This is a genomic window from Mesorhizobium neociceri (genome assembly GCF_013520985.1).
Taxonomy (GTDB): Bacteria; Pseudomonadota; Alphaproteobacteria; order Rhizobiales; family Rhizobiaceae; genus Mesorhizobium; species Mesorhizobium neociceri.
The window spans coordinates 85,676-107,040 of sequence record NZ_JACDTY010000011.1; the positions used below are offsets into that span (position 1 = coordinate 85,676).

Annotated in this window: 20 protein-coding genes; 11 read left to right on the forward strand and 9 right to left on the reverse strand. The window is 63.4% G+C overall.

Translation table 11 applies throughout. The features are described 5' to 3' along the window. Positions 1-221 precede the first annotated feature (221 nt). From dnaK to H0241_RS21610, 7 genes are all read left to right on the forward strand, one after another. Positions 222-2,138 carry a molecular chaperone DnaK gene (dnaK, locus tag H0241_RS21580; RefSeq protein WP_112559044.1) on the forward strand — a complete coding sequence of 639 codons (1,917 nt, stop codon included), beginning with the start codon at positions 222-224 and terminating at the stop codon, positions 2,136-2,138. 27 nt (positions 2,139-2,165) lie between these two features. Beyond that, positions 2,166-2,462, forward strand: coding sequence for a hypothetical protein (locus H0241_RS21585; protein WP_181059865.1), 297 nt, complete (start codon positions 2,166-2,168; stop codon positions 2,460-2,462). 205 nt (positions 2,463-2,667) lie between these two features. Next, the gene (gene dnaJ / locus H0241_RS21590) at positions 2,668-3,798 is read left to right on the forward strand and encodes a molecular chaperone DnaJ (RefSeq protein WP_181059866.1); all 1,131 of its coding nucleotides are present in this window, start codon (positions 2,668-2,670) and stop codon (positions 3,796-3,798) included. A gap of 140 nt (positions 3,799-3,938) precedes the next feature. Beyond that, complete coding sequence (gene pmtA / locus H0241_RS21595; protein WP_181059867.1) at positions 3,939-4,544, forward strand: phospholipid N-methyltransferase PmtA; 606 nt, start codon at positions 3,939-3,941, stop codon at positions 4,542-4,544. 149 nt (positions 4,545-4,693) lie between these two features. Further along, positions 4,694-5,284 carry an NADPH-dependent FMN reductase gene (locus H0241_RS21600; RefSeq protein WP_181059868.1) on the forward strand — a complete coding sequence of 197 codons (591 nt, stop codon included), beginning with the start codon at positions 4,694-4,696 and terminating at the stop codon, positions 5,282-5,284. Then, complete coding sequence (gene pyrF, locus H0241_RS21605; protein WP_210285025.1) at positions 5,281-5,997, forward strand: orotidine-5'-phosphate decarboxylase; 717 nt, start codon at positions 5,281-5,283, stop codon at positions 5,995-5,997. Before H0241_RS21600 ends, pyrF begins: the two co-directional genes overlap by 4 nt. 14 nt (positions 5,998-6,011) lie before the next feature. Beyond that, positions 6,012-6,299: a DUF1330 domain-containing protein gene (locus H0241_RS21610; RefSeq protein ID WP_181059869.1), complete on the forward strand. Its 288-nt coding sequence runs from the start codon at positions 6,012-6,014 to the stop codon at positions 6,297-6,299. Between the two features lie 12 nt (positions 6,300-6,311). Here H0241_RS21610 and H0241_RS21615 read toward each other — a convergent pair whose 3' ends face one another. The 8 genes from H0241_RS21615 to H0241_RS21650 form a co-directional block, all read right to left on the reverse strand. Beyond that, a complete protein-coding gene (locus tag H0241_RS21615) occupies positions 6,312-7,568 on the reverse strand; it encodes a low temperature requirement protein A (RefSeq protein WP_210285026.1) in 1,257 nt (418 codons plus the stop codon). An 83-nt stretch (positions 7,569-7,651) separates the two neighbouring features. Then, positions 7,652-8,719 carry a D-alanine--D-alanine ligase family protein gene (locus tag H0241_RS21620; RefSeq protein WP_181059870.1) on the reverse strand — a complete coding sequence of 356 codons (1,068 nt, stop codon included), beginning with the start codon at positions 8,717-8,719 and terminating at the stop codon, positions 7,652-7,654. 123 nt (positions 8,720-8,842) lie between these two features. Continuing rightward, positions 8,843-9,718 (reverse strand): SMP-30/gluconolactonase/LRE family protein, encoded by an 876-nt coding sequence (locus H0241_RS21625; protein WP_181059871.1) that lies wholly within the window; start codon positions 9,716-9,718, stop codon positions 8,843-8,845. Further along, complete coding sequence (locus H0241_RS21630; protein WP_181059872.1) at positions 9,718-10,359, reverse strand: 2-dehydro-3-deoxy-6-phosphogalactonate aldolase; 642 nt, start codon at positions 10,357-10,359, stop codon at positions 9,718-9,720. The genes H0241_RS21625 and H0241_RS21630 overlap by 1 nt, the downstream gene beginning before the upstream one ends. Positions 10,360-10,387: 28 nt before the next feature. Next, positions 10,388-11,317 (reverse strand): 2-dehydro-3-deoxygalactonokinase, encoded by a 930-nt coding sequence (locus H0241_RS21635; protein ID WP_181059873.1) that lies wholly within the window; start codon positions 11,315-11,317, stop codon positions 10,388-10,390. Positions 11,318-11,337: 20 nt separating this feature from the next. Beyond that, entirely contained in the window at positions 11,338-12,105 is a 768-nt protein-coding gene (locus H0241_RS21640; RefSeq protein ID WP_181059874.1) for an SDR family NAD(P)-dependent oxidoreductase, read from the reverse strand. Positions 12,106-12,275: 170 nt separating this feature from the next. Beyond that, on the reverse strand, positions 12,276-13,625 hold the full coding sequence (locus H0241_RS21645; RefSeq protein WP_181059875.1) for a putative bifunctional diguanylate cyclase/phosphodiesterase: 1,350 nt from the start codon (positions 13,623-13,625) through the stop codon (positions 12,276-12,278). 101 nt (positions 13,626-13,726) lie between these two features. Next, the gene (locus H0241_RS21650) at positions 13,727-15,520 is read right to left on the reverse strand and encodes a GtrA family protein (protein ID WP_181059994.1); all 1,794 of its coding nucleotides are present in this window, start codon (positions 15,518-15,520) and stop codon (positions 13,727-13,729) included. 130 nt (positions 15,521-15,650) lie between these two features. Between H0241_RS21650 and H0241_RS21655 the strand changes: the two genes are divergently transcribed. The 3 genes from H0241_RS21655 to gshB all read left to right on the forward strand — a co-directional run bounded on the left by H0241_RS21655 (position 15,651) and on the right by gshB (position 18,376). Beyond that, complete coding sequence (locus tag H0241_RS21655) at positions 15,651-16,655, forward strand: glycosyltransferase (RefSeq protein ID WP_181059876.1); 1,005 nt, start codon at positions 15,651-15,653, stop codon at positions 16,653-16,655. Positions 16,656-16,659: 4 nt separating this feature from the next. Next, entirely contained in the window at positions 16,660-17,034 is a 375-nt protein-coding gene (locus H0241_RS21660; protein WP_181059877.1) for a GtrA family protein, read from the forward strand. Between the two features lie 400 nt (positions 17,035-17,434). Further along, entirely contained in the window at positions 17,435-18,376 is a 942-nt protein-coding gene (gshB, locus tag H0241_RS21665; RefSeq protein WP_181059878.1) for a glutathione synthase, read from the forward strand. Between the two features lie 33 nt (positions 18,377-18,409). On the opposite strand, the gene H0241_RS21670 is transcribed toward gshB, so the two are convergent. After that, a complete protein-coding gene (locus H0241_RS21670; RefSeq protein ID WP_181059879.1) occupies positions 18,410-19,552 on the reverse strand; it encodes a S1 family peptidase in 1,143 nt (380 codons plus the stop codon). 268 nt (positions 19,553-19,820) lie between these two features. Here H0241_RS21670 and H0241_RS21675 point away from each other — a divergent pair, with 268 nt between their 5' ends. Then, the gene (locus H0241_RS21675; protein ID WP_181059880.1) at positions 19,821-21,353 is read left to right on the forward strand and encodes a YifB family Mg chelatase-like AAA ATPase; all 1,533 of its coding nucleotides are present in this window, start codon (positions 19,821-19,823) and stop codon (positions 21,351-21,353) included. Positions 21,354-21,365 lie beyond the last annotated feature (12 nt).

A 21,365-nucleotide genomic window follows, 5' to 3' on the forward strand; every position in this document is an offset into this window, starting at 1 on the left:
CGGCCGCTTCCTCCCCGACGGAGGGTCGATTCGGCGCCAGGAGACGCATAGTGGACGCCATGCGCAGAATGCTTGCGCCCGATGCCGCCTGTTCTTATATACGCGCCAAGCCGCCCAGCGCCGGAATGCCGGTAGCCGGAGCGGAATTTCTTGTGAACAGGGGCTTTCGTCGGAACGCCTTCACGGGTCCTGAGAGCCTGCTTAGCGGAGAGACTAGAAAAATGGCAAAAGTAATCGGTATCGATCTCGGCACCACCAACTCCTGTATCGCCATCATGGATGGCAAGGAACCGAAGGTGATCGAGAATGCGGAAGGCGCGCGCACGACGCCTTCCATCGTCGCCATCAGTGGCGACGGCGAACGTCTCGTCGGCCAGCCGGCCAAGCGCCAGGCGGTCACCAATCCTGAAAACACCATCTTCGCGGTCAAGCGCCTGATCGGCCGCCGCTATGACGATCCGGTGACGGAGAAGGACAAGAAGCTTGTCCCCTACAAGATCGTCAAGGGCGACAATGGCGATGCCTGGGTCGAGGCCGGCGGCAAGAAGCAGTCGCCCAGCCAGATCTCGGCCATGATCCTGCAGAAGATGAAGGAAACGGCGGAAGCCTATCTCGGCGAGAAGGTCGAGAAGGCGGTCATCACCGTTCCGGCCTATTTCAACGACGCCCAGCGTCAGGCCACCAAGGACGCCGGCAAGATCGCCGGCCTCGAAGTGCTGCGCATCATCAACGAGCCGACGGCTGCCGCGCTCGCCTACGGCCTCGACAAGAAGGATGGCAAGACCATTGCCGTCTATGACCTTGGCGGCGGCACGTTCGACATCTCGGTGCTCGAAATCGGCGACGGCGTGTTCGAGGTGAAGTCGACCAATGGCGACACCTTCCTCGGCGGCGAGGATTTCGACATGCGCCTGGTCGAGTACCTGGCGGCCGAGTTCAAGAAGGAACAGGGCATCGACCTGAAGAACGACAAGCTTGCCCTGCAGCGCCTCAAGGAGGCGGCTGAAAAGGCCAAGATCGAGCTGTCGTCGACGACGCAGACCGAGATCAACCTGCCCTTCATCACCGCCGACGCGACCGGCCCGAAGCACCTGACGCTGAAGCTGACGCGCGCCAAGTTCGAGCAGCTGGTCGACGACCTCGTCCAGCGCACCATCGAGCCGTGCAAGGCGGCGCTCAAGGATGCCGGCCTGAAGGCCGGCGAAATCGATGAGGTCGTTCTGGTCGGCGGCATGACCCGCATGCCCAAGATCCAGGAGATCGTGAAGCAGTTCTTCGGCAAGGAGCCGCACAAGGGCGTCAACCCGGATGAGGTCGTCGCACTCGGCGCCGCCATCCAGGCCGGCGTGCTGCAGGGCGACGTTAAGGACGTGCTGCTGCTCGACGTGACCCCGCTGTCGCTCGGCATCGAGACGCTGGGTGGCGTGTTCACCCGCCTGATCGAACGCAACACGACCATCCCGACCAAGAAGAGCCAGGTGTTCTCGACCGCTGAAGATAGTCAGTCGGCCGTGACCATCCGCGTCTTCCAGGGCGAGCGTGAAATGGCTGCCGACAACAAGGCGCTCGGCCAGTTCGACCTGGTCGGCATCCCGCCGGCGCCGCGCGGCGTGCCACAGATCGAGGTCACCTTCGACATCGACGCCAACGGCATCGTCAACGTGTCGGCCAAGGACAAGGGCACCGGCAAGGAGCACCAGATCCGCATCCAGGCCTCGGGTGGCCTTTCGGACGCCGACATCGAAAAGATGGTCAAGGACGCCGAAGCCAATGCCGAGACCGACAAGCAGCGGCGTGCGCTGGTCGAGGCCCGCAACCAGGCCGAGGCGCTGGTGCACTCGTCCGAGAAGTCGCTGAAGGAATATGGCGACAAGGTTTCGGAAACCGAGCGCACGGCGATATCGGATGCGATCACGGCCCTGAAGACCGCGGCCGAAGGCGACGACGCGGCCGACATCGAAGCCAAGTCGCAGACCCTTGCCGAAGCTTCGATGAAGCTTGGCCAGGCGATGTATGAGGCCTCGCAGAAGGAAGCGGCGGAAGCCGACGCCAAGGCGGACGCCGCCAAGGATAGCGACGTGGTCGACGCCGATTTCGAAGAAATCGACGAAGACGACGACAAGAAGAAGTCGGCCTGATCTGACTCACGTTATCGGAGGCGAGATATGAACTTATTCGTTGAGTCAGACTTAACTCACGAAGGGGTTCGTCGTTTGCTCGCCTCCAAAGACGATTCTGAAATGCGGCAGCTGAGAATTAGTACCGACGGAAGAATCTACATATCTGACGACGTCGGCGCGACGAACCTTGCTGGCGTCCTTGTCTACTTTGAGACTTGGTCGGCAGAAGGCTACTGCGGCGAAGATGCATCAAAAGATGCATCCTATGTTGACGAGATTCTCGGCGATCTTCAGTGGATTCGAAGAAAGAACTACAAGGGCTATTTCGACGGTCGATACTAAGCACGCTTCAAGGGTTGCAAAAAGCCCGGCGCAAAGCCGGGCTTTTTTGCAACCCTCGCCGGAAAAATGTGGTCGTGGCTAGAAAAATGCCGGCAAAGCCGCGCCGGCACTGGCATCCCGGCCCCATCGCACCTAAATCGACACAACGTGCCGGCAAACGACGCGATATGCATCAAGACGTTGAATATCCGGACTGCGGGAAAAGATGAAAGCTGATTTCTACGAGACGCTGGGCGTGCAAAAGGGCGCCGACGAGAAGGAGCTCAAGAGCGCTTTCCGCAAGCTCGCCATGCAGTTCCATCCCGATCGCAATCCCGGCGATCATTCCTGCGAGCACAAGTTCAAGGAAATCAACGAAGCCTACGAGACGCTGAAGGACCCGCAGAAGCGCGCGGCCTATGACCGTTTCGGTCACGCCGCCTTCGAGCAGGGCGGCATGAATGGCGGCGCACAAGGTTTTGGCGCCGGTGGTTTCGCCGACATTTTCGAGGATATTTTCGGCGACATGATGGGCGGGCGCCAGCGCCGCTCCTCGGGCGGCCGCGAGCGCGGCGCCGATTTGCGCTACAATATGGAAATCACGCTGGAAGAAGCATTTGCCGGCAAGACCGCGCAGATCCGCGTACCGGCCTCGATCTCGTGCACGGAATGCTCCGGGACCGGCGCCAAGCCCGGTACCCAGCCGGTGACCTGTTCGATGTGCCATGGCCACGGCAAGGTACGGGCGACGCAAGGGTTCTTCTCGATCGAGCGCACCTGCCCGCAATGCCAGGGCCGTGGCCAGACGATCAAGGACCCGTGCCCGAAATGCGCCGGCCAGGGCCGCGTCACCGAAGAGCGCTCGCTGTCGGTCAACATTCCGGCCGGCATCGAGGACGGCACCCGCATCCGGCTTGCCAATGAGGGCGAAGCGGGCCTGCGCGGCGGCCCGTCGGGCGACCTCTATATTTTCCTGGCGGTCAAGCCGCATGAATTCTTCCAGCGCGACGGAGCCGACCTCTATTGCAAGGTGCCGATCTCGATGACGACGGCCGCCCTTGGCGGCTCGTTCGAAGTGACGACGCTGGATGGCAGCCAGACCAAGGTGAAGGTGACCGAAGGCACGCAGAACGGTCGCCAGTTCCGCCTCAAGGGCAAGGGCATGCCGGTGCTGCGCCAGCCCAATGTCGGCGACCTCTATATCCAGACCGCGGTCGAGACACCGCAGAACCTGTCGCGCCGCCAGCGCGAGCTCTTGGAAGAGTTCGAGCAGCTGTCGTCAAAGGACAATTCGCCCCAGTCGAGCGGCTTTTTCGCCCGCATGAAGGACTTTTTCGAATCCTTCGGCGAGCGCTGATTTCCAAGCAATAGAGTTGCAGACGACTGCTGCGCCCGGCACGCTTCCCGAACGTCATCAACATCTTATGCCAGATCGCGCCTTGCCTTGTCCCACCTAGCTGCTAAGTAGCGTTCGGGGGGTGGCTGAGGAGAACTTGCATGGCACGTGGTCCCGGATTGCGGAAAGCACTGGCTGAAAAGTTCGACGACGAGCTGAAATTCTTCAAAGGCTGGATCGACAAGCCGAAGTCCGTCGGCTCGATCGTCCCGACAAGCTCCATCACCGCCCGCAAGATGGCCTCGATCGTCAATCCGAAGTCCGGCCTGCCGGTGCTCGAGGTTGGCCCAGGCACAGGCGTCATCACCCGCCAAATTCTTGCCTTGGGCGTGAAGCCCGAAAACCTCTACGCGGTCGAATATTCCACCGATTTCGTGCGCCATCTGCGCCAGCTCTATCCCGGCGTCAACGTCATCGAGGGCGACGCCTTCAATCTCAACGCCACGCTGGGCGACAAGCGTGACATGGTGTTCGATTCCGTCGTTTCCGGTGTGCCGCTGCTCAACTTCCCTGTGGCACAGCGCATCGCCTATATCGAAAGCCTGCTCGACCGCATCCCGGTGGGGCGGCCCATCGTGCAGCTGACCTACGGGCCGCTGTCGCCGATCCCGCCCGGCCGCGGCAACTACACGGTCAAGCATTTCGACTTCATCTTCCGCAACATCCCGCCGACGCAGTTGTGGATCTACCGGCGCGAGAAACATTAGAGCGACGTGCGTCCGCTCGGACGCACAAAGTACGCTCTAACAGTTTTGAATCTACGCATCGTGCTTTCCAAAAATCGGATTCGATTTTTGGGCCGATGCGTTGATTTGAGCTGTCAGCGGCTGTACCTGTCCCGGGACAAGGTTGGCCAATGGCAGTGATTCCGAAAATCCTCGTCTTCGCCGGCTCGATGCGCAGCGGCGCCTTCAGCGGCAAGACCGCCGATGTGGCGCAGAAGGAGCTGGCCATGCAGGGCGCCGAGGTGACGCGCATTTCGCTGGCCGACTATCCGCTGCCGATCCTGGACGAAGATCTCGAAAAGGAAAAAGGCGTTCCCGACAATGCCGTGAAGCTTGGCCGGCTGATCGCCGCCCATGACGGGCTGCTGATCGCGACGCCCGAGTATAATGGCTCGATCCCGCCGCTGCTCAAGAACACGATCGACTGGGTGAGTCGGGTGCGTACGGAAAACGGCCCCGCGTTCAGGCCGTTTGTCGGCAAGGTTGCCGGCCTGTGCTCGTCTTCCAACGGACATTTCGCCGGGATACGCTGCATCAATCATCTGCGCGCCGTGCTGGTGCGCTGCCAACTGGAAGTGGTGACGCCGGAATGCTCGGTACCGGATGGCGGCAGCGCCTTCGACGCCGACGGCAATTTCAGGGATGAGAGACTGAACAAATCGATGGAGCACCTATGCCGCACGCTGATCGAAACCTCGCATATGCTGTCGACCCGGGCATGATCCACGCGACGACCATGCAGGCCCAAACCATGAGAGACAGGCTGATCGTCGGCCTCGATGTGCCGACGGTGAAAGAGGCCGAAGAGGCGGTGCGCGCGCTCGACGGCGTCGTCTCCTTCTACAAGATCGGCTATCAGCTGGCCTTTGCCGGCGGGCTCGACTTCGCCAGGGAGCTGGCCAGCGGCGGGACCAAGATCTTCCTCGACATGAAGCTGCTCGACATCGACCATACGGTGGCCAAGGGCGTCGAGAACATCGTGCGCATGGGCATGACGATGCTCACCATCCACGCCTATCCCAAGGCGATGCGTGCCGCGGTGGAAGCCGCCAAGGGCAGCGATCTCTGCCTGCTGGCGGTCAGCGTGCTGACCTCGATGGACGAGCAGGACGTGATCGACGCCGGCTATGAATACGACCCGCACACGCTGGTGCTGCGGCGCGCCGAACAGGCGCTGCATGCCGGCATGGGCGGCGTCGTCTGCTCGGCCGAAGAGGCGGAAGCGGTGCGCCGCATCGTCGGACCAGACCTGGCGGTGGTGACGCCCGGCATCCGGCCCAAGGGCAGCGACCATGGCGACCAGAAGCGCGTGGTGACGCCGGCGCAGGCGATCCGCAACGGCTCCAGCCATCTCGTCGTCGGCAGGCCGATCGTCGCGGCAAGCGACAGGCGCGCGGCGGCGGAAGCCATTCTGGAAGAGATGCGTTCAGCGTAACGAGGAGAAAAAAGATGCCCAAGGGATACTGGATCGCACGCGTCGATGTGCGCGATGCCGAAGGCTACAAGGACTATGTCGCGGCGTCGAAGCTGGCCTTCGAGCGCTTCGGCGCAAAATTCCTGGCACGTGGCGGCGAGCACGAAAAGGCCGAAGGCCAAGGCCGCGCCCGCAACGTCATTATCGAATTCGAATCGCTGGCGGTGGCGCATGATTGCTATCACTCGCCGGAATACCAACGCGCCGTCGCCATCCGCCAGAAAGTGGCCGACGGTGAGATCGTGCTGGTCGAGGGTATCTGAGATTCCTCTGACCTAGTGCTGCCCCGATTTCTGGTCTGCGAACACCTCCGCCTGATGGCGGTGCCCCAGCATCTCATAGCCGACCACGCTGACGGCCGGCGCCAGCGTCAGGACGATGAGGCAGACCGCCATGTCGATGCCGGCAAGTGCTGCGATAACGGCAAGAGCGACAACCGCCGCCGTTCCCGCCAGCAGCCAGACATGGAAGGGATCGAAGCGCTGGACGAGATAATAGTAGAGCGCATAGATCGCCGCCAGGAACACGCCTAGCGGAATGGCGACGCAGAGCAGCGTTGCCACCGGGCCGATATGGGCCTTGTGCTCAATGAAATAGGCCGCGACATGCAGCCCGGCGCCGGTGGCGACGATGGCAGCGACGATCAGCATCTGGCCATAGCCCCAGACAAAAGAACGATTGCGGTGTTGGTGCAGCACCGTCCCCGAAGGCAGCATGTAATAGACCCACCACATGCCGAAGGTGAGGCCCATTCCGGCAACGCCGATCAAGGCCGCGTCGAGGTTCCAGCCCTGCTCCTCGACCACGGCGGACAGCGTAGCCAGCGTGCCGACCACCCCTTCGCCGAGCGCGATGATGGCGAACAGGCTGTAGCGCTCGGCCACGTGGTGCGCATGCCAGGGCGTGCCACCATCCCGGCGTTCGGCGATCACCGGCCCGGCAAGCTCGATGAGAAGCAGGATCGCACCGAAAGCCAGGCTTGTCTCCAGCGAGAAATCGACCAGGATCTGTACCACCCAGCCGACCTGGGCGATGGCTATGGCTATGGCGTAGGTTAGACAGGAACGCCGCCGCACGGGGTCCTGCCGCGCCGCGCGCAGCCATTGGAAGATCATGGCAACGCGCATGATGACGTAGCCCAGCACCATCACCGAATTGTTGAGGTGTTCGCCATGCTCGATGGAGGCAAACATGCGTGGCAGGCCGATGGCCAGCACCAGCACGCCGATCATCTGCACCATGGTGACGAGGCGGAAAATCCAGTCGTCAGTGTCGTAGGCCGAGGAGAACCAGGAGAAGTTGATCCAGGCCCAGCAGATGGCGAAGCTGGCAAAGCCGAAGCCGAGCAGCGCTGCCGCGTAGTGCCCTTCCGCCAGAGCATGCGCCAGTTGCGACGAGGCAAGGCTGAAGGCGGTGACGAAGGTCAGGTCGAACAGCAGTTCGAGCGGCGTGGCGACGCGATGCGCCTCATGCGGGTCGCGCCCGGCCATGCGTCTGATGTGATGATGGAGGGTGCTGGCTGGCGTGTTCATCGCGCGACCTTCCTTAAGGACTGTGACGCGAGACTAAAGGTGGAGCAGAGACCGTCAAGGCGCAGCTGATTTGCGCGACCTGTTCAGATGGACCGGCGGCTCAGCCGGTTCGCCGCCGTCTGCGCCATCGCATCGGCCAGTGTCATGCCCCATTGCTGCCGGCAATAGGCACGGAAATCGAAGCAGGGCAGGCCGGGGCAGACCTCGAACTCGATGAGGTGGACATGATCGTCGGCCTCGACCCTGAAATCGATGGAAAACACGTCGCGCAGACCAAGCCCGCTCACCAGCCGCTCGGCGATACGGCGGATGGTTGCGGCAGCGCCCGGCTGGGTGTCGACGACCGGCTCCAGCACCGGCTCGCTGTAGTTTCCGGCCGCCTTGGCGGCCTCGCCAGTGTCGCCGTAAAGCGCCATCGAGTCAGCCATGGTCTGAAAATCGCCACCAGAGTCAACGAAAACGATGCCGAGCGCTTCCGCGCCAGTGTCCGGGTCAATGCCGAGGAAACTGGCGCGGACATTGCGGCCGGCGACATAGGGCTGGACGACGACATCGTCGCGATAGGCGGCATAGACACGCTGGCTAAGCTCCAGCGCATGGGACAGGTCATGGCAGCGAGAATCCGGCCAGATGCCGACCTTGGAGCCGAGTCGGTTCGGCTTGACGAACCAGCCAGCTTCCGAGGGCGGCGGCTCGGCCAACCAGTGGCCATCGCGGGCGAGGCCCGCCTGCGGCACCGGCAGGCCGAGCGCGCCGAGCACGGCGCCGGAGCGGAACTTGTCCTGGCAGAGCGCGAACAGTGCATCGTGAGCACCGATGGTTCTGAGCCCGTTCAGCCGGGCAAGCGCGGGCGCCGCCGCACCTCGGAAATATGCGATGCCATCGGTCAGCGTCCACACCAACGTGGTTGCCGGATCGGCGTTGGCCAGCGCCGCTGCCGCGTCGTCCAGCTCGACCGGCAGGAAGGCCAGGCCGCGCCGCTTGCAAGCCGCGACTAGCTCATCGAATTCAGGTGCAAGGTCGGTCGACTGTGCCAGATAGGACGAGATTTCGAGCGCACGTTCGGCGGCAAACCCATCGGCGACCAGCCGGTCGAGACAGGCCTTTTCCGGTTCGTGGACGAGGATCAGAGTCGGCGTTTTGTGCGGCATCGAATGGACGGCTCCCGGCGATAGAAGCGGTTACCATCGCACGGTCGGCGCGAACGGCTTTCAGGAAACCGACCGGGCCGGGCGGTTGCGTGACAACCGGACAACGAAGCGCCGGCGCGCCTGTCAGGCGATCAGCACGCGCGGCTCGAAGCGGCCGTTGACCGGGATGTCGAGCAGGAACGTCATGCCGGCCTGCGGGTCGAGCTTGCGCTGCTTGTCGTCCTTGCCCTTCCAGGCCGAGGTTACCGCCAGCCGGTCGGCCTTGGCGCCGACAAAGGCCGGACACGAGGACTGCCCCGCCGGCATCGGGATTTCGCGCAGCAGCGTGCCGTCGGGCGCATAAGCCTTGACCGCCTTGCCGCCCCAGACGGCGTTCCATAGCACGCCGTCGCGGTCGACGACCGAGCCGTCTACATAGCCCTTCGAGGAGCGATGGTCGACGAACACTTTGGACTCGCCGACCGGCAGGCCGGTCGCCGGATCGCAGGCGACGCGCATCAACAGGCCAGTCGCGGTGTCGGTGTAGTAGGCGACCGTGCCATCCTCCGAGAAACAAATCGAGTTCGACACGGTGATGCCGGTGTAAAGCGTGCGCAACTCGCCCTTGAAAAACCAGTAGATCGAGCCGGCACCCTTGCCCTCGTTCTTGGCCATGGTGCCGACCCAGAAGGCGCCGCAAGGGTGGACGCGCGAATCGTTGGAGCGCGTCAGCGCATTGTCGGCCTCGATCGCCGTGTGCAGCGTCAGCGTGCCGGTCGCCACGTCGCGAACATGCAGGCCAGTCTCGGTGGCGATCAGCTGGCGCTCGTCGTCGACGATGGCAATGGCGCTGGCCATCTGGCCGAGCTCGTGGACCTTCAGCGCGCCTGAGGTGACACCCTGCTCAAGCAAGAGCCCGTTGACGATGTCGAACCAGTAGAGCGTATCGGTGGCGGGATCGTAGCTCGGGCCCTCGCCGAGTTCGCAGACATGGTTCGAGAAAACCGAAACGTTTTCCATCATGCCTCTCCGCCGAAGGCTGCATCCCAGGCCGCCACCGCCGCCCGGGCGCGCGTGGCCACCTCGTGAACGCTCATGCCGGGTTTGAACAGGCTGGAGCCGAGACCGAAAGCGGTCACCCCGGCTGACTTATAGCCGGCAAAGTCTTTCTCAGAAACGCCGCCGACGGCGCCCACCACGGTATCGGCCGGCAGCACGGCACGCATTGCCGAGATGCCACCGGCGCCGAGCACGCTTGCCGGGAAGAATTTCAGCGCCGAAGCCCCAAGCCGGATCGCCATAAAAGCCTCGGTGGGCGTGAACACGCCAGGCATGGTGACCATGCCATGGTGCATGGCGCGGGCCATCACCCCGGCATCGATGTTGGGGCTGACCAGCAGTCTGCCGCCAGCCTTGTGCAGCGCATCGACATCGGCCGTCGTCAGCACCGTGCCGGCGCCGACCAGCGCCGTTTTGGGCAATGCTGCAACGATGCTGGCGATCGATACAAACGGCTCCGGCGAATTGAGCGGCACCTCGATGGCTTCAATGCGGGCGTCAAACAGCGCCTGGCCGATGGCGACAGCCTCGCCGGGCTTTAGCCCGCGCAGAATGGCGACAAGACCACGCTTGAGCTTCGGGAAAGGTGCGGTCTGGGTCACGCGGTCACTCCGCTCTGGTGGGTCATGTTCATTTGGCGATCATGCCATTTTCGCGCGCCGCTTCGATCAGGCCGGCACGAACCGCCTCGTCGGCGTCGACCGTCCTGACGGCAAGCCCGGCAAGGTCAAGCGCCTGCCGGTAGAGAGTTGCAAGCGCACCGGAGGCAACCAGCACGATTGCGGTGGTGCTTTCGCCATGACGGCGGCCTGCCGAGGCGATCTCGCCACCAATCAGCAGGCCGGACAAGCAGGCGGCGGCTTCATCCGCCTTGAGGTCCTGCAGCAGGCCCGCGGCGCGGATCGAGAACAGCCGCGAGGTGACATCGCCACCTTCGGCCAAAGCCTTGCGGCACCAGTCCTGGAAGAACGGATTGTCCGGGGTGACCGGCTTCGGGTTCTCGCCCAGCGAATGGCGCAGGATCGAATGCTGGGCCAGAACCGAGAACAGCTCGCCGGTCGGCCAGGTGCAGAAACCATCGACCGCCCCATCCTCGACCAGAACCCATTTCGAGTGGGTGCCGGGCATGCAGACGAGGTGGCGTCCCTTAGCCGGCAAACCGACGCCGGCAAGCTGGGTTTCCTCGCCGCGCATCACATCCGGCGCATCGGCCAGCCGCTGCGCCAGGCCGGGCACGATGCGGATGTCGCGGCTCTGGCCGGGAATGCGGACAGCGCCGGCGAGAATGGCGCCGATCGGCGCAGGCACCGTGACGTAAGGCGCCTCCAGCCAGCCCTGGCGCGAGCCGGCCATGCCGCAGATGATGACGGGCAACGTCGCCGGTGCGCCGAGCGCGGCCAGATGGCCTTCGAGGATGGTGGCAAAACCCTTCTGCTGCGCGGTGATCAGCCCGTCATCGCCGCGGCGTTCGGCAAGCACCCCACCCGCCGCGTCGACCAGCCAGACCCGCATGCGGGTCGTGCCCCAATCGACGGCGGCGACGGCCGGCGTCTTCCCCATTGGATTCTGGTTCGCCGGGCTCACAGGAAGCCTCCGTCGACGATCAGCATTTGCGCCGTCAGCATACGCGAGGCGTCGGAGGCCAGGAACAGCACGGTGCCGACGATATCATCGGGCTGCATGACCTGCTTGATGCATTGCTTGGCGACATGGGCGGCAAGGCCCTGTTCGGTGACCCAGAGTTCTTTCTGCCGTTCGGTGATCACCCAGCCCGGCGCAATCGCGTTGACCCGGATGCCGTCGACACCGAGCTTGCCGGCAAGCCCCTTGGTCAGGCCGAGTATGCCCGCTTTGGCGGTGGTATAGGCCGGCATATCTGGGTGGTTGATGAGATAGGAGGTCGAGGTGAAGTTGATGATCGAACCGCCGCCGGCTCGCTTCATGCCGGGCGCCACCGCCTGCGCGGTGAAGAAATGCGGACGCAGATTGACGGCAAGATTGTTGTCCCAGAATTCGACGGTGACGTCGGCGACATCGTGGCGTTCGTCCCACGCGGCATTGTTGACCAGCACGGTGACGTCGCCATGCGTCTCAGCCGCCTTGGCCGCAGAAGCACGCAACGCCTCGACATCGCGCAGATCGGTCTTGAGGTAGAGCGGCCGCCGGCCGAGCGCCTTTTCGACGCGGTCGGCAAGCATCATGCTTGGGCCATCGGCGATGTCGATGAAGGCGACATGGGCGCCTTGACGCACAAAACCTTCGGTCAGTGCCGCGCCAATTCCGGAACCGCCACCGGTGATCAACACCGAGGCTCCCCTAAGGTCGGCAAAATCCGCCGATGGCATCATATTTTCCTACTCCCGATCCGGTCGGCGCGCATCCTAGCCAGCCAAGTCCGGGGAGCAAGGGCGAAAACGTTAATATCTTCGGCTTATGTCAGACAAAAGGACGCAAAATGGCGGACGAAGCCCGCCCGCCCTGGAACCGCTGACTTGCTCGATGCACGGCAGACCGCCGGTCAGATCGCCTTGGCGTAGAGGGCGCCGCGATAGGAATCGCGGAGGTAGCCGAGCGTGGCGTCGGCATCGACCGGCTTGCCGAACAGGTAGCCCTGGCCGCCGGCGCAGCCGAACTGGACGAGGCGGTCGGCCTGTGCCTCCTCCTCTATGCCTTCGGCGACGACATCCATGCCGAGCCCTTCGCACATAGCGAGAATGGCGCGGATGATGTGCTCCGAAGGACGGTCGTCGAGGATGGAGGAGACGAAGGCGCGGTCGATCTTGAGCTTGTCGAAATGGAATTCGCGCAGGCGGCCGAGCGAGGACTGGCCGGTGCCGAAATCGTCGAGCGAGACACGAATGCCGACGCGGCGCAAATCCTCGACGATCTTCTCCGCCGAGGCCGGATCATTCATCAGGCCGGTTTCGGTGATCTCGATCTCCAGCCGGCGCGGATCGAAGCCGGTGCGGTCGAGGATCGACAGTATGTGCAGGCCGGTGTTCTGGTCGACGAGCTGCGACGGCGACAGGTTGAAGGACAGGAACAGGTCCTTCGGCCAGCTGCGCGCCGCTTCGGTCGCCTTGCGCAACACCAGCTGCGACAGCGGGCCGATGATGCCGCGCTCCTCGGCGATCGGAATGAACACGGTCGGCGGGACGACGCCGAGGTCGCGATCGGTCCAGCGCGCCAGCGTCTCGAAGCCGATGGTGCGGCGGGTGTTCAAATCGACGATGGGCTGGAAATGGGGTTCCACCTCGCCGGCCGAGACGGCGCGGCGCAGCGCCTGTTCGATGCGGGTGACGCGCTTGGCCGCCTCTTCCATCTCGCGTGTGTAGACGACGACGCGGCCACGGCCCGAACGCTTGGCGTGGTAGAGGGCCGTTTCGGCCTTGTTGACGAGGATTTCCGTGGTTTCGTCGCCGGAATAGAACAGTGAGCAGCCGACCGAGGCCGAGAGCCTGGCGGTGCGTTCGCCGACATCGTAGGGAGCCGACAGGATTTCGATCATCATGCGCGACTTCTCGGCCGCGGCTTCCTCCGAGAACACCATCGGATAGAGGAAGGCGAATTCGTCGGCGCCGATGCGGCAGACGGTGGAATGGCTGTCCATCGAGGCGCGCAACCGCATCGCCACCTGGATCAAGATGTCGTCGCCGGCCTTGTGGCCGAACAGGTCGTTGATCGGCTTGAAGCCGTCGAGGTCGAGAATGCCGACGGTGAAAGGCGCGGGATCGTCCGCACGGTCGCTGATCAGGCGGTCGACCTTGTCGAAGAAGCGGCGATGGTTGCCAAGCCCGGTCAGCGTGTCGGTGAACGCCAGATCGGTGTTTTCCCTGCTTGCCTGCCCGGTGCCAAACGTCGTTTGCATCGGTATCCCTGTTTTTTGACTTGCGAAATTTGCGCTGAGACTGGCAGCAAAGCGTTTAGGAACCGTATCGCGAAATCGATTTTTCGCTGGCGAATGATGCTTTAGCGGACGCGGTAGAGCTCGACCGGGTTTCCGCGCGTCTCGGCCACCGGTTCGAGCCAATCGGGGACGCTTCCCTGCATCAGCTGGGCCAGGAAGCCTTGCGGCGCCTTGGCGGCGAGCACCTTGCTTTCGGCGCTGCCGCGGCAGAGCGCCACCAGGCCGACGTGATGATCCGCCGCAATCGTCCTCGCCTGGTCCGCCGATCCGAGGAAGGCATCGAGCGCAAGCAGGTCGCCGGCGATGTTGCGATGATAGGGGCCGGCAAAGACCCGGTGCCCGGAATAGGTCAGGATCGGCGAGCCGAGATTGGAAATGGCCAGCACCGTGGTGTCCGGCAGCCCGGCCAACGCCGCGAAGGAGACCTTGCGCGTGCAGGCCGGATCGCTTTCGGCATCCTTTGCCTCGACGGAGACCTTGTTGGCCTCGAATACCCTCGTGGTCGCGGCGGCAGCGCCGGCCCAGACGGCATTCACCGACACCAGCCAGACCGCCGCCATGCGCAGCGACACGCTGCGCGAAGGGCTGATCCTCGCCCGCTCGCGCCAGCTTGCGACCCAGGCCGACAGCGGGATGACGGCCAAGGCGATCGAGAAGGTCGAGCCGCGGACCTGCCAGGCGCTAACGATGAAGGCGACGACCAGCAAGGCGCCGACAAGGCTGTCCTCGCGGCGCCACGGTCCGCGCAGGCGAAGCGCCATCAGCGCGATCGCCACCAGCGGTGTGACATAGCGCGCCGCCACCGAGGCCGGGTCGTTGACGGCGATGTAGAACAACGACTGCGCCTCGTCGATGTGGTCGAGCCACAATTCCTTGAGGCGCGGATCGAGGTTTGCGTAGGGAGCCGCAAGGCATTGCGGAAACAGCGCCACGACAACGGCGCCCAGCACAAGCGCGAGCAGGCCGAGCGAGAGCAGGCGGCGGCTGGCCGTGCCATTGGACGCCTTGAGCGACGTCACGACGGCAAGGCCCAGTCCGGCGATTGCCGCCACCACGAATTGCACGGCCGAGAAGGCATCGCATTGCGCCTGGCCCCAGGCCGATGGCGGGATGGTGGTGACGAAGACGAGCACCGAAACCCCGGCAAAGCCCAGACCGAAATCCCTTGCGATCCGGCGTTCGCCGCCGGGATCGACGACAAACAGCAAGGCGATGCAGGCGCCGATGGTGGCGACATAGGGCGCGGTTTCCATGCCGACGGCCAGCGTCAGCGCCGCGCACAGGCCCGAAATCAGCGCCGCCCAGCGGCGCGTGGGCGCCTCGAGCAGCAGGCTGAGGCTGGCCATGGTCAGCATCAGCTGGACATTGTGATGATCGAGCGCACCCGGCAAGAAGATGCCGATGAAATGCAGCGCCGCGGCGCCGATGACGACGGCCGGCAGTACAGCGCCGGCACCGGCGAAGCTGCGCGCGGCACGGGCGAGGAAGAACACCGCCAAGCAAAACAGCAGCGCCGGCCACAGCACCTGCGCGATCGCCTCGGCCGTGGCCATGCTGCCGGTCAGCGCCGAAGCGGCGAGGATGATGGCGGCGAGCGGCGCATCGACCAGCCGCGACCAGTGCATGACGAAGCCGCCTTCCAGGCCCATCCTGTACTGATGCAGGTCGAACCAGCCCTGTCCGGCCAGCATGTCGCGGACCTCGACCAGCCGCAGCAGGCTGTCATTGTCGCCGCCGGCATTGCTCAACTCGCGAAAGCCGGTGGCGGCATTGACGGCCAGCGCCACCAGCATGGCAAGCAGCGCCAGCATCATATCGGACTTCCAGGAGGAAGCACCCGCCTTGGCTGCGTTCATCATCATGGCCTTTGTCGGAAAGACGTTCAGCTTAAACCTAGCCTTAACAGCTTCAATAAATAGTAAAGTCGCCTGAGCGAGGCCGCATTTGAGCGCGGCCGGAGGCTCCGCCGGGCATCGGGAGACGGAAATGCCGCACGAAGTCCGCCACGAGCCGGCCATTGCCGTGCTCCTGCCTTGCTACAATGAGGAATTGACCATCGCCGAGGTGGTGCGGCGGTTTCGCGAGACGCTACCGTCGGCCGCGATCTATGTCTACGATAACAATTCCAGGGATCTGACCGCGCTCAAGGCGCGCGCGGCGGGCGCCATCGTCATCCGCGAGCCGCGCCAGGGCAAGGGCAATGTCGTGCGGCGCATGTTCGCCGACATCGATGCCGATATCTATCTGATGGCCGACGGCGACGGCACCTATGCACCGGAAGATGCGCCGCAACTGATCAACATCTTGCAGACCGAGCGCTGCGACATGGTGGTGGGCACCAGGCGCGGCGTCACCGACGATGCCGGCCGTTCGGGCCATGCCTTCGGCAACCGCATCTTCAACAGCCTCTACAAGCGGCTGTTCGGCACCGACTTCACCGACATCTTCTCCGGCTACCGCGTCTTCTCCAGGCGTTTCGTCAAAAGCTTCCCCGCCGTTTCCGGCGGCTTCGAGATCGAGACCGAAATGTCGGTGCATGCCTCGCAGCTAAAACTGCCGGTCAACGAGATCGCGCTCGACTATGGCCGCCGGCCGGAGGGATCGTCGTCGAAGCTGTCGACCTATCGCGACGGCGCCAGGATCCTGTGGATGTTCGCCATGCTGATGAAGGAGACGCAGCCGCTGCGCTTCTTCGGCGCCTTCGCGATATTTTTCATGGCATCGAGCCTTACCCTGATGACGCCGGTGCTGATCGAATTCGCCCAGACCGGCCTCGTGCCGCGCATGCCGACCTGGGTGCTGTCGGTCGGCCTGCTGCTGCTTTCGACGCTTGCGATGGTGACCGGACTGATCCTGGATTCGGTATCGCGTGGACGCGCCGAGCAGAAGCGCATCTTCTATCTCTCGGTCCCGTCGGGCCGGGTCGAACGACGCGAGCGCACGAGCGAAACCCCGAAAGCCGAACCGGGCAAGACGCCCCGGGCCGCCTGAGGCCGTGGGCAGGCTCGCCCGCTTCGTCTTTGCCGGCGCCGTCGGCTTCGTTGCCGATGCCGCAGCTCTCTGGCTGCTTTTGGCGGTGACGCCACTCGGCCCCTTCGTCGCGCGCGTGCTGTCGATCGGCTTTGCGCTGTGCGTCACCTGGCAGATCAACCGGCACCTGACGTTTTCGCCGTCGCGTCGCGGCGTGGCGCAGGAGGGTGCGCGCTATGGCGGCGTCGGCATCGCCACCAGCATCGTCAACTATCTCGTCTATTGCGCCATCCTGTTCGCGCTGCCGGCAATGCCGCCGCTGGCGGCACTTGCCATCGCCTCGCTGGTGGCGATGGCGCTGTCCTTCCTCGGTTACTCCCGGCTGGTCTTCGACCGCTGAGACCGTTTGGAAATTCTACGCTGGCGGCCATCTGAAGGCGTTTTCTGCGCTTCCTACAGCGCCGCGCGTCCTTGGGACGCGCAAAGGACGCTGTAGCACTTTGATTTTGCACATGATCCTTTCCGAAATCGAGATCGATTTCGGGGTCATGTGCGGGCTCACGGACCCAAACGTCCGCTGCGCTCCGGTTCGCGAAAACACCATCATCTGACTCGCCAGAGCGAATTTCGAAACGGTCTCCCAGCGTTTGCACCAAGCGAACCGCTACAGAGCTGTAGGCTCTGGCCGATTGGCAGAAGCCGCCAAGTTCCGTATATCGGCGGCTTGCCTTGCCGCAATTCCGGACGGAAAACCGCTACGCACTTTTCCTGGACTTGCTCGACCCGCTGGAGACCAGAAGATGCCCCTGAAAATCGCCGTCCAGATGGACCATGTCTCCACTGTCTCGATCGCCGGCGACACGTCGTTTGCGCTGTCGCTGGAGGCGCAGCGGCGCGGCCATCAACTGTTCCATTACACGCCCGACCGGTTGTCGATGCTGGGCGGCAAGGTGTTTGCCCGCATCGAGGAGATGAAGCTCCGCGACGAGAAGGGCAATCACTATACGCTGGGCGACAAGGTGCGCACCGACCTGTCGGAGATGGATGTGATCCTGTTGCGCCAGGACCCGCCCTTCGACATGAACTACATCACCACGACGCATATTTTGGAGCGCATCCACCCGAAGACATTGGTCGTCAACGACCCGGCCTGGGTGCGCAACAGCCCGGAAAAGATCTTCGTCACCGAATTTCCAGACCTGATGCCGGAAACGCTGATCACCAAGGATCCCCAGGAGGTCGCCGCCTTCCGCAAGGAATTCGGCGACATCATCGTCAAGCCGCTCTACGGCAATGGCGGCGCCGGCATCTTCCATCTCAAGGAAGACGACCGCAACCTCGCCTCGCTGCTCGAAATGTTCGCCCAGCTGTCGCGCGAGCCCTATATCGTCCAGCGCTATCTCAACGACGTGCGCAAGGGCGACAAGCGCATCATCCTGATCGATGGCGAGGCCGTCGGCGCCATCAACCGCGTGCCCGCCGACCACGATTCGCGCTCCAACATGCATGTCGGCGGCCGCGCCGAAAAGACCGAGCTGACGGAGCGCGAACGCGAGATCTGCGCCCGCATCGGACCATCCCTGAAAGAACGCGGCTTCATCCTGGTCGGCATCGACGTCATCGGCGACTACATGACCGAGATCAACGTGACCTCACCGACCGGCGTGCGCGAAGTGCAACGTTTCGGCGGCGCCGATATTGCCAGCCTGTTCTGGGATGCGGTGGAAGGGAAGCGGAAGTAATCCGCCTCTCGTCGTCAATTGCCTTCGCAGCCATTACGCGTCAGGTAGATTTGATGCAAGATCGAGGTTCATCACTAGAAAGTCGCGTGTTAGCGCTCGGTGGATGACACTTGGGCTTTCTACCGGCAAGAAATCAGCCACAATCAAAATCATTGAAGCCGCATCGGCCGCCGTTTTCAAAGGCTCGACTAGACTAGCATACTCGCCATGGAACGAGACTTCATGCACGCCCTTTCCAACAATCGAGTAGGAAGTTTTTACGTGTGGGACAGCAGCCAAGGCCGCATCTAGTGCGCGTCGCGCCACTCGTTCATCTGGGCAAGCCAACTGCATTCGAGTCCTGTGTCCATCTCTGTCGGTCTCAACCCATGCTTGGGCCCAACTGTGCTCCGGCTTGCCGAAGTAGGCTACTTTCCGAGTGAACAAGCCGTCCCAGGTCAAGGCTACAGCCCTAGGCAATAGCTCATGAGCAGCCAGACATTCGAGGATCGGTTCGACCGTCAAGACAGTCAAGTAACCGAGTTCCTCGGGTGAGTGGTTTTTAACCAGACTTGCAGTTACAACCCCCAGCGCAAAACCCCATTCGGACATTACGACGCCACCACTAAAGCCGCCCTTTGGGGGGACGGACACAATGAAATGAACGAAATTCACATTGATTAGATCAATTACGGCGTTGATCTGGCCTCGGGCTGCCACCAGCACCGAACGTTTAGAAAGCGGGATCGGGGGGAAGCCAAGTACAAGCACTTCATTCAGAACAAAATCATGGTCCGTGATCCAATCATCGAGGTGGGAGCCGAGCGGTACCGCCGGTAGGCCGGAGAGCTGGGGTATCGAGAAAACTGCCACATCCGTCATCGGATCCGGGTGACCCAATCCATGCACCTCCAGTTTATCGAAGCCTTCAATCGTTTCCTCGTCAAAATCTTCGTCACCACCCAAATGGCTTATTCGATAGCCATCCAACTCGACACGACATTTGGCTTGTCCATCCAGTACGTGTCGAGCAGTGACGAATGATCCATCGCCCACGTGGAAGGCCGTTCCTATGTGTTCGTCGCCGTCCACGTCAGTCGTGATGATTGCTACCAACGCCGCTCCGTATTCACGATAAAGCTGCTTGATTACGTCTGTACGCTGAGCTGTCTGATGTTTCGACTCTTGATCGCTCATATCGTGCTCCCGAGCATAATTGGCTTCGCGATCATCGCCACGTTTTTGTTCAACTTACAACGCTGCTTCGCGGTCGACATCGCCAGCCTGTTTTGAACGAGGGGACGAAGAGGCACCTTCCATCCGATCATTCCCGAAGGAGTATTTGAGACTTGCGTTCCTGTAATGTTCTTGCCTTAGCCTGAAATCTATGGTTGTCTTCGCCTGACATCGCGCGTGGCCTGAACCACAAAGACCCGAGCGAGCCGGTATCCGGGGGTGGGGCAAAATGGTGGCGCGGGTTCGCACGGTTGCTTTCCAGGGCATCGAGGCCGTGCCGGTCGATGTCCAGGTGATGATCGCGCCGGGCAAGGTCGGCATGCAGATCGTCGGTCTGGCCGACAAGGCGGTGGCCGAAAGCCGCGAGCGGGTGCAGGCCGCACTGCATGCCTCGGGCCTCTCGATGCCGTCGAAGAAGGTCACGGTCAACCTGGCGCCTGCCGACCTGCCCAAGGAAGGCAGCCATTACGACCTGCCGATCGCGCTCGGCCTGATGGCGGCGCTCGGCGCCATTCCGGGCGACATGCTGGCCTCCTATGTCGTGCTCGGCGAATTGTCGCTCGACGGCACCATTGCCGCGGTCGCAGGCGCCCTGCCGGCGGCGATCGGCGCCAATGCGGAGGGCAAGGGCCTGATTTGCCCCTTCGGCTGCGGGCCGGAAGCGGCCTGGGCGGGCAAGGATTTCGACATTCTGGCGCCGCGCAGTCTGATTGCGATTGCCAATCATTTTCGCGGCACGCAGGTGCTGTCGCGGCCCGAACCCGGCATCCATGTCTCGGCGCGCGACCTGCCCGACCTCTCAGACATCAAGGGCCAGGAGAGCGCCAAGCGGGCGCTGGAGGTAGCAGCCGCTGGCGGCCACAATCTGCTGATGGTCGGACCTCCAGGTTCGGGCAAGTCGATGCTGGCGCAAAGGCTGCCGTCGATCCTGCCGCCGCTGGCGCCGAAGGAACTTTTGGAAGTCTCGATGATCGCCTCGGTGGCCGGCGAGCTCGGCGAAGGCAAGCTCACCGACCGGCGGCCGTTCCGCGCCCCGCATCATTCAGCCTCGATGGCGGCGATGGTCGGCGGCGGCTTGCGGGTCAGGCCGGGCGAGGTTTCGCTCGCCCATCACGGCGTGCTGTTCCTGGACGAATTTCCCGAATTCACGCCGCAGACGCTGGACGCGCTGCGCCAGCCGCTGGAGACCGGCGACTGCATGATCGCGCGCGCCAACCACCGCGTCACCTATCCGGCGCGCATCCAGCTGGTGGCGGCGATGAACCCGTGCCGCTGCGGCATGGCCGGCGAGCCCGGCTATCGCTGCTTGCGCGGCGAGCGCTGCCGCACCGACTACCAGGCGCGCATCTCAGGCCCGCTGCTCGACCGCATCGACCTCAGGATCGAGGTGCCGGCAGTCTCGGCCGCCGATCTGATCCGCCCGGACCGGGCGGAGAAAAGTGCCGCCGTAGCCCAGCGCGTGGCCCGTGCCCGCACCATCCAGCGCGAACGCTTCGAGCGGCTCGGCGTCACCAGCGCGACCACCAATGCGCATTGCTCGCCGGCTATCATAGAGGACATCGCCGTGCCGGATGCGGCTGGGCTGTCGCTGCTGCGAGACGCCAGCGAAAAGCTCGGCTTTTCCGCGCGGGCATATCACCGCGTGCTGAAAGTGGCGCGCACGCTGGCCGATCTCGAAGCCAGCGAAACCGTCGGCCGCATCCACCTGGCCGAGGCGATTTCCTATCGCATGATGTCGGAGCGCGTGGCGCAGGCGGCGTAACCCTCCCCCTTG

What these genes read in the sequence shown, in the direction of transcription:
- dnaK (WP_112559044.1), top strand. Translation starts at nt 222, where the DNA reads ATGGCAAAAGTAATCGGTATCGATCTCGGCACCACCAACTCCTGTATC.
- H0241_RS21585 (WP_181059865.1), top strand. Translation starts at nt 2,166, where the DNA reads ATGAACTTATTCGTTGAGTCAGACTTAACTCACGAAGGGGTTCGTCGT.
- dnaJ (WP_181059866.1), top strand. Translation starts at nt 2,668, where the DNA reads ATGAAAGCTGATTTCTACGAGACGCTGGGCGTGCAAAAGGGCGCCGAC.
- pmtA (WP_181059867.1), top strand. Translation starts at nt 3,939, where the DNA reads ATGGCACGTGGTCCCGGATTGCGGAAAGCACTGGCTGAAAAGTTCGAC.
- H0241_RS21600 (WP_181059868.1), top strand. Translation starts at nt 4,694, where the DNA reads ATGGCAGTGATTCCGAAAATCCTCGTCTTCGCCGGCTCGATGCGCAGC.
- pyrF (WP_210285025.1), top strand. Translation starts at nt 5,281, where the DNA reads ATGATCCACGCGACGACCATGCAGGCCCAAACCATGAGAGACAGGCTG.
- H0241_RS21610 (WP_181059869.1), top strand. Translation starts at nt 6,012, where the DNA reads ATGCCCAAGGGATACTGGATCGCACGCGTCGATGTGCGCGATGCCGAA.
- H0241_RS21615 (WP_210285026.1), bottom strand. Translation starts at nt 7,568, where the DNA reads ATGAACACGCCAGCCAGCACCCTCCATCATCACATCAGACGCATGGCC.
- H0241_RS21620 (WP_181059870.1), bottom strand. Translation starts at nt 8,719, where the DNA reads ATGCCGCACAAAACGCCGACTCTGATCCTCGTCCACGAACCGGAAAAG.
- H0241_RS21625 (WP_181059871.1), bottom strand. Translation starts at nt 9,718, where the DNA reads ATGGAAAACGTTTCGGTTTTCTCGAACCATGTCTGCGAACTCGGCGAG.
- H0241_RS21635 (WP_181059873.1), bottom strand. Translation starts at nt 11,317, where the DNA reads ATGGGGAAGACGCCGGCCGTCGCCGCCGTCGATTGGGGCACGACCCGC.
- H0241_RS21640 (WP_181059874.1), bottom strand. Translation starts at nt 12,105, where the DNA reads ATGATGCCATCGGCGGATTTTGCCGACCTTAGGGGAGCCTCGGTGTTG.
- H0241_RS21645 (WP_181059875.1), bottom strand. Translation starts at nt 13,625, where the DNA reads ATGCAAACGACGTTTGGCACCGGGCAGGCAAGCAGGGAAAACACCGAT.
- H0241_RS21650 (WP_181059994.1), bottom strand. Translation starts at nt 15,520, where the DNA reads ATGAACGCAGCCAAGGCGGGTGCTTCCTCCTGGAAGTCCGATATGATG.
- H0241_RS21655 (WP_181059876.1), top strand. Translation starts at nt 15,651, where the DNA reads ATGCCGCACGAAGTCCGCCACGAGCCGGCCATTGCCGTGCTCCTGCCT.
- gshB (WP_181059878.1), top strand. Translation starts at nt 17,435, where the DNA reads ATGCCCCTGAAAATCGCCGTCCAGATGGACCATGTCTCCACTGTCTCG.
- H0241_RS21670 (WP_181059879.1), bottom strand. Translation starts at nt 19,552, where the DNA reads ATGAGCGATCAAGAGTCGAAACATCAGACAGCTCAGCGTACAGACGTA.
- H0241_RS21675 (WP_181059880.1), top strand. Translation starts at nt 19,821, where the DNA reads ATGGTGGCGCGGGTTCGCACGGTTGCTTTCCAGGGCATCGAGGCCGTG.